Source organism: Pseudomonas sp. P110(2024), assembly GCF_057480795.1.
This window is the reverse complement of sequence record NZ_JBLIYT010000007.1, coordinates 233,025-245,085: the sequence shown is the minus strand read 5'-3', so window position 1 is coordinate 245,085 and position 12,061 is coordinate 233,025. Positions and strand designations below refer to the sequence as shown.

Sequence of the window (12,061 nt, the reverse complement as noted above, 5' to 3'; positions counted from 1 at the left end):
GGGTCGTGGGAGCGGGCTTGCCCCGCGATAGAGCCAGCGCTGTCAGTCGTAGATGACCTTCTTCTTCCAGGTCTCATCCTCGTCGGTCTTGAGCCCTTGGGTCAGCGCGTTCTGTTCATTCTCCGCCGGTTCCATCTGGTCCAGCACCTGGGCATTGGCCCGGTTCAGCAGTTTCTCAAGGTAGGTCAACTGCTCTTCATACTGCTTGGGCTCAGGCTGCTTGCGCAGGTACTGCACGCCACGCTCGAAGGCCAGGCGCGCCTGCCCTGGCTGGTTCTGCTGCAGGGCCTGCTGGCCGAGGTTGTTGAAGAACTCGATATGCAGCAGCACGAGGATATGACGGATTTCCTTGACCCAATACTTGCCTTCGTTGGTCGCCAGGAAGCCTTCCTGGGTGGCACGCACGATCTGGTTGTGCAGCAGTTCCAGCAAAAAGCGCACGTCCTTGGCCTTTACCTCGGTCTGGATGGGCGAGGGTGGGTTACTGACCGGTATCCTCTCGCCTTGGGCGATCAGCCCTTCCAGCTCGGCGATGCGTGCCTTGAGGTCGCCACTGTGCTTGTCCAGGGCCAGCTGGCGTTGGTTGAGGTTCAGTTCGAGGCGGGTCAGCAGCAGTTTGAGCGCGGGCGTCATGAATTGCCCGGGGAAGGTCTCGGTGATTTCGCCGCAACGGCGCAGGCGGTCGGCCAGCTCGACCTTGAGCCGTGCGCGCTCGAGCTTGCCGTTCTCGACCACATTGTTGAGGTAGCCGATCACGATCAGCAGCGCGATACCCGCAACGATAAGCAGGGTGATCAGAAGTGGTGTCACCGTTAACGCCTCATGAAGAAGTTTTGCATCTATCGAGAGTGTAGTGAGTCCGCCCGAAAGCGAACAGTGCAGCCTGGCGGACAGTCCTGCTCGCCCTTGAATCCATGAAGCATTCGTGGGAGCGGGCTAGCCCTGCGATCAGGCCCTCAAGCCTTGCTTATATGTATCGGCCCATCATCCAAAACCTACAGGTACTGGCACATCGCTACGAGCTTGCCGAGCCAACGTCAGAAAAGCAACGCCAATCCCCGGACGCATCCTGCACCACCACCCATGACGACGGGAAGTCATTGATTTAAATAAATTTCTACAAAGGGGTTGACGACCTTCCAAGGCATCCATAGAATGCGCGCCACTTGCAGCGTAAAGCACACAGCGAAACGCGGCAGGGAGTGAAAGCAAGCAGTACTTTAATAGGTAATGCGAGCAGTGTGTCCCCTTCGTCTAGTGGCCTAGGACACCGCCCTTTCACGGCGGTAACAGGGGTTCGAGTCCCCTAGGGGACGCCATATTGCGGGAATAGCTCAGTTGGTAGAGCACGACCTTGCCAAGGTCGGGGTCGCGAGTTCGAGTCTCGTTTCCCGCTCCAGTTTATCCGGCACTGCTTCGGCAGGGCAGGAAAAGAAAATCCAGGCTGAATCGTGAGGTTCATGCTCTGGTGCGCTGAAAAGCGTCGGCTTAGTCCCCTTCGTCTAGTGGCCTAGGACACCGCCCTTTCACGGCGGTAACAGGGGTTCGAGTCCCCTAGGGGACGCCATATTTGCGGGAATAGCTCAGTTGGTAGAGCACGACCTTGCCAAGGTCGGGGTCGCGAGTTCGAGTCTCGTTTCCCGCTCCAGTTTTAACGCATCGTTCCGACGGTGCCGGTGCTGAAGGTCGTCAAGGCGCTTCAGGCCACATGCGGTAAAGCTTCACCCTGCGGGAATAGCTCAGTTGGTAGAGCACGACCTTGCCAAGGTCGGGGTCGCGAGTTCGAGTCTCGTTTCCCGCTCCACATTGAAAACGCCACTTCGTTTGAAGTGGCGTTTTTTTTTTGCTCGCGTGGTTGGTTTTTGGGGCGAGCTGGCTCAGCACACCTATCAATTTTGCTAGTTGGCGAATGTCGTCTGAGGGCGTACAACGGCATGGCGCTACTCGTTACGTGCCCGATGTTCGTACTCATACCATCAGTTATTACTCTGTCGGGGGAGAATGTTGGGCGCGCCTGATCTCACTCCATTCTGCCTTGAACAAGGAAGGAGCAATGACCGTGACGATCGAAAAGACGGATTTGGAAGTCCAGCTGGAGATATGTAAACGGGCGGTCGATGCGTGGAGGCGTTATGAAGAAAGTAAAGGGCAGCAGCCCCCTTCTCAGGTAGAACGACTTCGACTGGAAGCAGAGTTCTTATGTTCTTCGGCGCATCATTTTTTCGGGGGTAAGGCTAGGATTCCCCCTGATTTGCTAGATCGTGATTTGGCGGAGTGAATTCACTTGTCCCGCTCAGGTGATTGGGGTTCCCGGCCCAAATGGGGCCGGGATGCATCTACATCAGTGAATATCACCCTGAGCAGGCTTGGCTAGCAGTTGCTTTTCTTGGTGCCAATCAAACGCTTCGCCGTTCTGCTCTGCCTCGTAGCGTCGCTCTTCCAGTGTCTGGTAAAGCTCCAGCTCGTCATCCGGCATGAAATGCAAGCAATCCCCACCAAAGAACCACAGCAGATCACGCGGTACCAGATGGGCGATCTGGGGATAGCGCTGGATCACCTGGCAGATCAGGTCCTGGCCCAGGTACTGGCTTTGCAGCGGGTCCTGCGGCAGCAGGGTGAGCAGCTCGTCGAAGCGCTCGAGGAACAGGGCGTGGCTTTCCTCCGGGACCTGTTCGGCTTCACCCAGCGCGGCCAGGATGGTGCGCAGGTGGTGGAGCAGTTGCAGGTGGTATTCCAGGTGGGGGTTGGCCATGGCGGCGGTCCTCGGGGTGGTTGAAACGGGGGGCGGAGTATACGCCGGTTTTGCATAGGCTGGCAGCGTAGCTGCCTGTGCTGGCCTCATCGCGGGGCAAGTCGCATCGGCGCACCGCCGCTCCCACGCCAATCGCATATTTGGCGTGGGAGCGGCGGTGCGCCGATGCGACTTGCCCCGCGATGCGGTCGACCAATGCTCAGCGCACTTTGCCTGCCTCGGGCAGCAGCACGTCCTTGTCAAACGCATCCACATCGATCACCACCCGCCGCGCCTGCTCGGCCTGATGCAGGCGCTGGCCTTCCTCCGCCTGCAACACGCCCGCTTCGATGGCGGCGTCGATCACCGACTGCCCCGGTGCCGCCTGCACCTTGCCTTCCTTGACCGCTTGATGCAGGGCCTTGTGCAGTGGAGCGGCATCGTCCAGCAGGTCGCAGGCCGTCTGCAGCGCGGCCACTGGGTCGCCGTCGGCCTGAGGCCTGAAGCAGCCCGCCAGCAGCTCTTCCAGCGCCGGGTCGCCTTTGCGGCGGCCGATCAGCGCCGCTACCTCGGCATCCAGCTCATCGCTGGGCCCGGTGTGCCGGCGGCCGAACGGGAACACCAGCACCCGCAGGGCGCAGCCCAGGAAGCGGTTGGGGAAGTTGTCGAGCAGCGCGTCCAGCGCGTTCTCGGCCTGCCCCAGGCTTTCCTCCTGCGCCCAGCGCAGCAGCGGGCGCAGGTACTCGGGCGAGCCGAGGTCGTGGTAGCGCTTGAGCGCGGCGCTGGACAGGTACAGGTAGCTGAGCACATCGCCCAGCCGGGCGCTCAGGCGTTCGCGGCGCTTGAGCGCGCCGCCCAGCAGCATCATCGACAGGTCGGCCAGCAAGGCGAACGCCGCCGCCTGGCGGTTGAGGGCGCGGAAGTAGCCCTGGCTCAGGGCATCGCCCGGGACCTTCTCGAAATGCCCCAGGCCCAAACCCAGCACCAGGGTGCTGGCGGCGTTGCCGGCGGCGAACAGGATGTGCTGCAGCAACAGGTCGTCGAACTCGTTCAGCGCCTGGTCGTGGTCCTCGCGCCCGGCCAGGGCCATTTCCCTGAGCACGAACGGGTGGCAGCGGATCGCGCCCTGGCCGAAGATCATCAGGTTGCGCGACAGGATGTTGGCCCCCTCGACGGTGATGAAGATCGGCGCGCCTTGCCAGTTGCGGCCCAGGTAGTTGTTCGGGCCCATGATGATGCCCTTGCCGCCGTGCACGTCCATGGCGTGCTGGATGCATTCGCGGCCGCGCTCGGTGAGGTGGTACTTGAGGATCGCCGACAGCACCGAGGGCTTTTCGCCGAGGTCCACTGCCTTGGCGGTGAGCAGGCGGGCGCTGTCCATCAGCCAGGCGTTGCCGCCGATGCGCGCCAGGGATTCCTGGATGCCTTCGAAGGCGGCCAGCGGCACGTTGAACTGTTCGCGCACCCGGGCGTACTGGCCGGTGACGAGGCTTGTGTACTTGGCCGCGCCCGTGCCGACCGCCGGCAGGGAGATCGAGCGGCCCACCGACAGGCAGTTCATCAGCATCATCCAGCCCTTGCCGAGCATGGCCTGGCCGCCGATCAGGCAATCCAGCGGCACGAATACGTCCTTGCCGCTGTTGGGGCCGTTCATGAACGCGGCCCCCAGTGGCAGGTGGCGTCGGCCGATCTCCACGCCGGGGAGGTCGGTGGGGATCAGCGCCAGGCTGATGCCCAGCTCGGTCTGCTCGCCCAGCAGGTGGTCGGGGTCGTAGGCCTTGAAGGCCAGGCCCAGCAGGGTGGCTACCGGGCCGAGGGTGATGTAGCGCTTCTCCCAGTTCAGACGCAGGCCGATGACGTCTTCACCCTGCCACTGGCCTTTGCAGATGACGCCGGTGTCGGGCATGGCCCCGGCGTCGGAGCCAGCCAGGGGGCCGGTGAGGGCGAAGCAGGGGATGTCGTCGCCACGGGCCAGGCGCGGCAGGTAGTGGCTGCGTTGCTCGTCAGTGCCGTAGTGCAGCAGCAGTTCGGCCGGGCCCAGCGAGTTGGGCACCATCACCGTGGAGGCCAGATCGCCGCTGCGGGTGGCCAGTTTCATCGCCACCTGGGAGTGGGCGTAGGCCGAGAAGCCCTTGCCGCCGTACTCCTTGGGGATGATCAGGGCGAAGAAGCCGTGCTGCTTGATGAAGTCCCAGGCTTGCGGCGGCAGGTCGAGGTCCTGGCCGATCTGCCAGTCGCTGACCATGGCGCACAGCTGCTCGGTGGGGCCGTCGATGAAGGCCTGTTCCTCCTCGCTGAGCCTGGGTGCGTCGTAGTCGAGCAGGGTGTTCCAGTCGGGGCGGCCGCTGAACAGGTGGCCGTCCCACCACACGGTGCCGGCGTCGATGGCTTCGCGCTCGGTCTGCGACATTGGCGGCAGGGTACGCTGGAACCAGTTGAACATCGGCGCGGTGAATAGTTTACGGCGCAGCTCCGGCAGGGCGAAGAAGGCCGTCTTGGCGGCGATCACTACCCAGATCAGCGCCAGCAGCCAGCCTGGCGCGGTGCTGAAGATGCCCATCAGCAGGGTGTACGCGGCGATGGCCGCGAGGATTTGCAGGGGCGCCAGGCGCCGGTGCAGTAGATACGCGGCGCCAAGCACCAGGACCAGCAACCACAACAGCAGCATGATTCTTCCTCCTTGGAAGCGGGGGGCGGGGGCGATCCACAGAGCTTAGACGTGTTGGGGTGGATGGCCTGCCTAGGAGATGACAGGGTGGGGCGCTGGGAGTTCGGTAGGGAATGTCATGCAGTCATCGCGGGGCAAGCCCGCTCCCACGCCAGATATGCAATGTGGGCGTGGGAGTGGGCTTGCCCCGCGATGCGGTCATCAGATCATCTGGAGCGGTTCAACCCCACCTCCATATCATCGATCAGCGCCTTGGCCATGGCGCTGAGGATCCGCGCCGAGCTGCCGGCCAGCAGGTCGCCTTCCATCTCCGCCTCGCAGGTCAGGTGGCGGATGCAGCCGAGCAGCACCGACAACTCGCTGAAGGCATCCTCGAAGGTAACGCCCGGCTCGACCTTGAACAGGTCCAGGCAGGTGGTGCGGCCTGCGGTGTGGCCGCGGCTCATGGCTGCACCTGCGGCTTGTGCTCGAGCAGAGCGCAGGCCAGCTGGCCGAGGTAGTCGCTGGCGATGAACAGGCGGTCCTGGACTTCGCCGGGCTCGGTCTTGAAGTAGATGTCGAGGACGTCGGAGATGGCGGTGGCCACTTCGACGGCGGCGGCCATGGCGTCGTCGCGGGGGAGGGTGGGGCGGATGGTGAGGAAGTGGGAGAGACGGGGTGGGTCGGGGACGATTTTTTGCATGGTCGAGCTTCCTTGTGGTTACGAGTAACCACCACCCGCATCCTTTCTCACGAGATCAAGGTGGCAGCCATGTACGAGGTGAGAAATCCGGGCCACAAGGTAAACCCGGCCAGACCGAGGTCTGCCCGTACACGGCCACCATGACGGAGGCGCGTTACCGTTGTGGAAATCGGGTTTCTCACACCCGGTCACCCAATTGGGCGACCCGATGAAGTTATCCCCGGGGTATTTCCCCGACAACGCGGCGGCTTCCGGCAAGCGCGTAGGATAGTTCCCAAGCTTTGCTGGCTGAAGCATTTGGTTTCAGGTTCGGAAAGATCTGACAGTCTTTGAAATCGCCGGGGCTGCTGCGCAGCCCTTTCGCGACACAAGGCCGCTCCCACAGGGACCGCGCCATGGCAGAGCTGGCGTATACCCTGTGGGAGCGGCCTTGCCGAGGCGTCGGACCGGTCGGAAAGGGCCGCAAAGCGGCGCCCCGGTTTCACTGGCACCTCCCACCGCTTGGAGTAGACTGACCCCTCTCCCGCATTCATTAAGGACGTTGCCATGCTGAAGATCTGGGGCCGCAAGAATTCGAGCAATGTGCGCAAGGCGTTGTGGATCGCCCACGAGCTGGGCCTGGACTTCGAGTCCATCGATGCCGGCGGCGCCTTCGGCGTGGTCAACGAACCGCACTACCGGGCCCTGAACCCCAACGGCCTGGTGCCCATGCTCGAAGACGGCGACCTGGTGCTGTGGGAGTCCAACGCCATCGTGCGCTACCTATGCGCCGAGTACGGCGCCGAACAAGGCTGGTACCTCGACGACCCGCGCCAGCGCGCCCTGGCCGACAAGTGGATGGACTGGACCACCTCGTCCTTCGCCGGCCCCTTCCGCCCGCTGTTCTGGGGCCTGCTGCGCACCCCCGAGGACCAGCGCGACTGGGTGGCGATCAACGCCGCGCACAAGCAGTGCGCGCAACTGCTGGCCATCGCCGACGAGACCCTGGCCAAGCAGCCGTACCTCTCCGGCGAGCAGATCGGCATGGGCGACATTCCCCTGGGCAGCTTCATCTACGCCTGGTTCGAAATGCCGATTGAACGCCCGGCCATGCACCACCTCCAAGCCTGGTACGAGCGCCTCAAGCAACGCCCGGCCTACCAGGCGGCGGTGATGAGCGCCCTGACGTGACGCCACTTCGATAGTCACTATCGATACATGTGACTGTACTTGTGCGGCCAGCCCTTGCACCATGGCCGCACTCACTGCGCCAGTGACTTCACCTGGCGTGTCCCGCACCCTTTTCTCGGTACCCGACCCGCTATGAGTTCCGCCCTGTCCATCCGACAGCTGACCAAGACCTACGGCAACGGTTTCCAGGCCCTCAAGGGCATCGACCTGGACGTTTCCGAAGGCGACTTCTTCGCCTTGCTCGGCCCCAACGGCGCCGGCAAGTCCACCACCATCGGCATTCTCTCGACCCTGGTGAACAAGACCAGCGGCACGGTCAACGTGTTCGGCCACGACCTGGACCGCGAGCCTGCGGCGCTCAAGCGCTGCCTGGGCGTGGTGCCCCAGGAGTTCAACTTCAACCAGTTCGAGAAGACCTTCGACATCGTCGTCACCCAGGCCGGCTACTACGGCATCCCGCCCAAGGTGGCCAAGGAGCGCGCCGAGCAGTACCTGACGCAGCTCGGGCTGTGGGACAAGCGCGACGTGCCGTCGCGTTCGCTGTCCGGCGGCATGAAGCGCCGGCTGATGATCGCCCGGGCGCTGATCCACGAGCCGCGCCTGTTGATCCTCGACGAGCCGACCGCCGGGGTGGACATCGAGCTGCGCCGTTCGATGTGGAGCTTCCTCACCGAGCTCAACCAGAAGGGCATCACCATCATCCTCACCACCCACTACCTCGAAGAGGCCGAGCAGCTGTGCCGCAACATCGGCATCATCGACCACGGCACCATCGTCGAGAACACCAGCATGCGCCAGTTGCTGGGCAAGCTGCACGTCGAGACCTTCGTCCTCGACCTCAAGCACGACCTGCCCGCCGCGCCTGAGCTGCAGGGTTACCCGTGCCGGCTGATCACCCCGCACACCCTGGAGGTGCAGGTGGACAAGGACATCGGCATCACCGCGCTGTTCGGCCAGCTGGCGCTGAAGAACATCGAGGTACAAAGCCTGCGCAACAAGACCAACCGACTCGAGGAGCTGTTCGTGTCCCTGGTGGAAAAGAACCTGTCGAAGGTGGCCGTATGAGTGTGGAACTGCGCACCAACTGGGTCGCCCTGAACACCATCGTCTACCGCGAAGTGCGGCGCTTCTTGCGCATCTGGCCGCAGACCCTGCTGCCACCGGCCATCACGATGGTGTTGTACTTCGTGATCTTCGGCAACCTGATCGGCCGGCAGATCGGCGACATGGGCGGCTTCACCTACATGGAGTACATCGTGCCGGGGCTGATCATGATGTCGGTGATCACCAACTCCTACGGCAACGTGGTGTCGAGCTTCTTCGGCAGCAAGTTCCAGCGCTCCATCGAGGAGCTGATGGTGTCGCCGGTGTCGCCGCACACCATCCTCGTCGGCTATGTGCTGGGCGGTGTGCTGCGCGGGCTGGCGGTGGGGGTGATCGTGACCATCCTGTCGCTGTTCTTCACCCACCTGCAGGTGCATCACCTGGGTGTGACCATCGTCGTGGTGCTGCTGACCGCGACCATCTTCTCGCTGCTGGGCTTCGTCAACGCGGTGTTCGCGCGCAACTTCGACGACATCTCGATCATCCCGACCTTCGTGCTGACGCCGCTGACCTACCTGGGCGGGGTGTTCTACTCGATCAACCTGCTGCCGCCGTTCTGGCAGACCGTGTCGCTGGCCAACCCCGTGCTGCACATGGTCAACTCGTTCCGCTACGGCATCCTAGGGGTGTCGGACATCAGCATCGGCACGGCGATCAGCTTCATGCTGGTGGCCACCGCGCTGCTCTACCTGCTGTGCGTGCGCCTGCTGGTCAGCGGCCGCGGCATGCGTGCCTGAGCTGCGGGTGAGGGCACAACGGCACTGGCGCCGGCGCCACTGCCGGCCCACCCACCAGCGCCAGTAGCCCATGGTGGTGAAGTAGGCGAGCACGCCGAGCACCACCCCGCACACCACCGAGCCCAGCAGGAACGGTTGCCAGATCGTCGCCAGCTGGTCGGTGACCCAGTCGACGGTGATTTCCTCGGGCAGCGTGCGCGGCGGCACCTGCATCAGCCAGGCGCCGGTCATGTAGGTGACGAAGAACACCGGCGGCATGGTCAGCGGGTTGGTCAGCCACACCAGGCTCACCGCGATTGGCAGGTTGCCGCGCACCGGGATCGCCAGCGCGGCGGCCAGCAGCATCTGCATGGGGATCGGGATCAGCGCCGCGAACAGGCCGACGCCCATGGCCCGCGCCACCGAATGGCGATTCAGGTGCCACAGGTTGGGGTCGTGCAGCAGCTTGCCGAAAAAGCGTAAGGACTTGTGTTCGCGGATGCTGGTCGGGTCCGGCATGTAGCGTTTGAACAGACGGCGCGGCATGTGGGCTCCCGGCGGGGTTGAAGGGCGTCAGTATGCCTTGATTGAAGCGCAGCCTCGTTCAGAGTTTGTGACAATTGTTTAGCAGGTTTTTTCCGCCGATCAGCTAAGCCTCAGGGGCCGTTTTCGCTTCTGGAGCTCTATCTCATGCGCACAGGGATGCTGGCGCTGGTCCTCGGGCTGTTGAGCCTGCGCTTTTTACCTGCCCTGCCACCGGTCGGATGGCTGATTCCATTGCTGTTGCTGGCCCTGGCCTGCCTGCGCACCCGGGCCAGGCCGCTGGGCTGGTTCGTGCTGGGTGGCTGCTGGGCCTGCTGGTCGGCGCAGCAGGCCCTGGACGACCGCCTGCCGGCCGCGCTGGATGGCCGCACGCTGTGGCTGGAGGGGCGGGTGGTCGGCCTGCCGACCCGTACCGAGCGCGGCGTGCGTTTCGAGCTGGAGCAGCCGCAGTCACGTCGGGCCCGGTTGCCGCAGCGGGTGCAATTGAGCTGGTTCGAGGGGCCGCCGCTGCGAGCGGGGGAGCACTGGCGGCTGGCGGTCAACCTGCGTCGGCCGAAGGGCCTGCTCAACCCCCATGGCCCGGATCAGGAGGCCACGCTGTTGGCGCGGCGGGTCGGTGCCACCGGCACGGTCAAGGCCGGCATGCGCCAGGGCGAGGAGGCCAGCAGTTGGCGCGACGGCCTGCGCCAGCGCCTGCTGGCCACCGATGCCCATGGCCGTGAGGCGGCGTTGGCCGCCCTGGTGCTCGGGGATGGCGCAGGCCTGGCGCGGGAGGACTGGCAGGTGCTGCAGGCCACCGGCACGGTACACCTGCTGGTGATTTCCGGGCAGCACATCGGCTTGCTGGCCGGATTGGTCTACGGGCTGGTGGCGGGGCTGGCGCGCCTGGGGGGGTGGCCAGGGCGCCTGCCGTGGCTGCCCTGGGCCTGTGGCCTGGCGATGGCGGCGGCATTGGGCTACGGCTGGCTGGCGGGGTTCGGCGTGCCGGTGCAGCGGGCGTGCCTGATGCTGGCGGTGGTGCTGCTCTGGCGCTTGCGCTTTCGCCATCTGGGCGCCTGGGTGCCGTTGCTGATGGCGCTGTCGGGCGTGCTGCTGGTCGAGCCGCTGGCCAGCCTGTTGCCGGGTTTCTGGCTGTCGTTCGCTGCCGTGGCGGTGCTGGTGCTGTGTTTTGCCGCCCGGCTGGGTGCCTGGCGGCCCTGGCAGGCCTGGACCCGCGCCCAGTGGGTGATCGCCGTGGGGTTGCTGCCGGTGCTGCTGGCCTTGGGGCTGCCCGTCAGTCTCAGCGCGCCGCTGGCCAATCTGCTGTCGGTGCCGTGGCTCAGCTGGGGCGTGCTGCCGTTGGCGTTGCTGGGTACGGCCCTGCTGCCGGTGCCTGGGCTGGGGGAGGGGATGCTGTGGCTGCCGGGCCTGTCGTTGGATGGGTTGTTTGCCGTGCTGACGCGATTGGCAGGGCTGCGGCCGGCCTGGATTCCCGAGCCACTGCCGTTGTGGGCCTGGCTGCTGGTGTGCCTGGGCGCCGTGCTGGTGTTGCTGCCCCGGGGCGTGCCGTTGCGGGCGCCGGGCGTGGTCCTGCTGTTGGCGCTGTGGGCGCCACGCGAACAGGTGCCGCCGGGGCAGGTGGAGGTCTGGCAGCTGGATGTGGGGCAGGGCCTGGCGGTGCTGCTGCGCACCCGCAATCACGCGCTGCTGTATGACGCAGGCCCGGCCCAGGGTGGCAGTGACCTGGGCGAGACGGTGGTGCTGCCGACCTTGCGCAAGCTTGGGGTGAAGGCGCTGGATGTGATGCTGATCAGCCATGGCCATGCCGACCATGCCGGTGGGGCGGCGGCCGTGCGGCGTGGGGTTTCGGTGGCGCGAGTGCTGGCCGGCGAGGTTGCCGGGCTGGAAGCGGCCTCGCTGTGCCGCAGTGGCGAGCGCTGGCAGTGGGATGGCGTCGATTTCGAGCTCTGGCACTGGCCGCAGGGGGCTTCCAGCAACGAACGCTCCTGTGTGTTGCGCGTGCAGGCCAAGGGCGAACGCCTGCTGCTGGCCGGGGACATGGAGGCCGGTGCGGAGCGGGCCTGGCTGGCCGCGACCGACGATCCTCGGGTGGACTGGTTGCAGGCGCCGCACCATGGCAGCCGCACGTCGTCCAGCGAGCCGTTCGTCCAGGCCACGGCGCCGCGCGGGGTGTTGGTTTCCCGGGGGCGGCACAATGGTTTCGGGCATCCCCATGGGCAGGTGATCGAGCGCTATCGCCGGCACGGGGTGGTGGTGCATGACACGGCGTTGGAGGGGGCGTTGCGGTTGGTGCTGGGGAGTCGGGGTGGGGTGGAAGGTGTGCGGCGGGAACGTCGGTTCTGGCGCGCCATCGAGGATTGAACCGGGGGGCGCTTTGCGCCCCCTTCCGACCAGGCCTTGCGTCACGAAAGGGCTGCAAAGCAGCCCCCTGGGGCAACACAGGAATT

The 12,061-nt window shown here is 65.0% G+C and carries 11 protein-coding genes and 5 tRNA genes; 10 read left to right on the top strand and 6 right to left on the bottom strand.

Going from position 1 to position 12,061, the window contains the following annotated elements:
• Nucleotides 1-42: 42 nt before the first annotated feature.
• Entirely contained in the window at nt 43-810 is a 768-nt protein-coding gene (locus tag AC25ND_RS13520) for a hypothetical protein (protein ID WP_028691717.1), read from the bottom strand.
• A 433-nt stretch (nt 811-1,243) separates the two neighbouring features.
• On the opposite strand from AC25ND_RS13520, the gene AC25ND_RS13515 reads away from it, so the two are divergent.
• The 6 genes from AC25ND_RS13515 (at nt 1,244) to AC25ND_RS13490 (ending at nt 2,278) form a co-directional block, all read left to right on the top strand.
• Nucleotides 1,244-1,319, top strand: a tRNA-Glu gene (locus tag AC25ND_RS13515).
• A gap of 4 nt (nt 1,320-1,323) precedes the next feature.
• Nucleotides 1,324-1,399 (top strand) — tRNA-Gly (locus AC25ND_RS13510).
• A gap of 92 nt (nt 1,400-1,491) precedes the next feature.
• A tRNA-Glu gene (locus AC25ND_RS13505) sits at nt 1,492-1,567 on the top strand.
• 5 nt (nt 1,568-1,572) lie between these two features.
• A tRNA-Gly gene (locus AC25ND_RS13500) sits at nt 1,573-1,648 on the top strand.
• 80 nt (nt 1,649-1,728) lie between these two features.
• Nucleotides 1,729-1,804, top strand: a tRNA-Gly gene (locus AC25ND_RS13495).
• Nucleotides 1,805-2,053: 249 nt separating this feature from the next.
• The gene (locus tag AC25ND_RS13490) at nt 2,054-2,278 is read left to right on the top strand and encodes a hypothetical protein (RefSeq protein WP_028690968.1); all 225 of its coding nucleotides are present in this window, start codon (nt 2,054-2,056) and stop codon (nt 2,276-2,278) included.
• Between the two features lie 63 nt (nt 2,279-2,341).
• Here the strand turns inward: AC25ND_RS13490 and AC25ND_RS13485 are convergent, their stop codons facing one another.
• From AC25ND_RS13485 to AC25ND_RS13470, 4 genes are all read right to left on the bottom strand, one after another.
• Nucleotides 2,342-2,752 (bottom strand): PA2817 family protein, encoded by a 411-nt coding sequence (locus AC25ND_RS13485; RefSeq protein WP_028690969.1) that lies wholly within the window; start codon nt 2,750-2,752, stop codon nt 2,342-2,344.
• A gap of 199 nt (nt 2,753-2,951) precedes the next feature.
• Nucleotides 2,952-5,399 carry an acyl-CoA dehydrogenase gene (locus tag AC25ND_RS13480; RefSeq protein ID WP_288522186.1) on the bottom strand — a complete coding sequence of 816 codons (2,448 nt, stop codon included), beginning with the start codon at nt 5,397-5,399 and terminating at the stop codon, nt 2,952-2,954.
• 206 nt (nt 5,400-5,605) lie between these two features.
• A complete protein-coding gene (locus AC25ND_RS13475) occupies nt 5,606-5,845 on the bottom strand; it encodes a DUF3077 domain-containing protein (RefSeq protein ID WP_028690971.1) in 240 nt (79 codons plus the stop codon).
• Complete coding sequence (locus AC25ND_RS13470) at nt 5,842-6,081, bottom strand: hypothetical protein (protein ID WP_062361654.1); 240 nt, start codon at nt 6,079-6,081, stop codon at nt 5,842-5,844. The genes AC25ND_RS13475 and AC25ND_RS13470 overlap by 4 nt, the downstream gene beginning before the upstream one ends.
• Nucleotides 6,082-6,627: 546 nt before the next feature.
• Here AC25ND_RS13470 and AC25ND_RS13465 point away from each other — a divergent pair.
• From AC25ND_RS13465 to AC25ND_RS13455, 3 genes are all read left to right on the top strand, one after another.
• Entirely contained in the window at nt 6,628-7,251 is a 624-nt protein-coding gene (locus AC25ND_RS13465; RefSeq protein ID WP_069017520.1) for a glutathione S-transferase, read from the top strand.
• A gap of 132 nt (nt 7,252-7,383) precedes the next feature.
• The gene (locus tag AC25ND_RS13460) at nt 7,384-8,316 is read left to right on the top strand and encodes an ABC transporter ATP-binding protein (protein ID WP_028690973.1); all 933 of its coding nucleotides are present in this window, start codon (nt 7,384-7,386) and stop codon (nt 8,314-8,316) included.
• Entirely contained in the window at nt 8,313-9,092 is a 780-nt protein-coding gene (locus AC25ND_RS13455; RefSeq protein WP_028690974.1) for an ABC transporter permease, read from the top strand. The genes AC25ND_RS13460 and AC25ND_RS13455 overlap by 4 nt, the downstream gene beginning before the upstream one ends.
• Here AC25ND_RS13455 and AC25ND_RS13450 read toward each other — a convergent pair.
• The gene (locus AC25ND_RS13450) at nt 8,976-9,617 is read right to left on the bottom strand and encodes a DUF2062 domain-containing protein (RefSeq protein WP_139121109.1); all 642 of its coding nucleotides are present in this window, start codon (nt 9,615-9,617) and stop codon (nt 8,976-8,978) included. The two genes, AC25ND_RS13455 and AC25ND_RS13450, sit on opposite strands and share 117 nt — an antisense overlap.
• A 144-nt stretch (nt 9,618-9,761) precedes the next feature.
• Here AC25ND_RS13450 and AC25ND_RS13445 point away from each other — a divergent pair, with 144 nt between their 5' ends.
• On the top strand, nt 9,762-11,975 hold the full coding sequence (locus tag AC25ND_RS13445; RefSeq protein ID WP_288522191.1) for a DNA internalization-related competence protein ComEC/Rec2: 2,214 nt from the start codon (nt 9,762-9,764) through the stop codon (nt 11,973-11,975).
• Nucleotides 11,976-12,061: the final 86 nt, after the last annotated feature.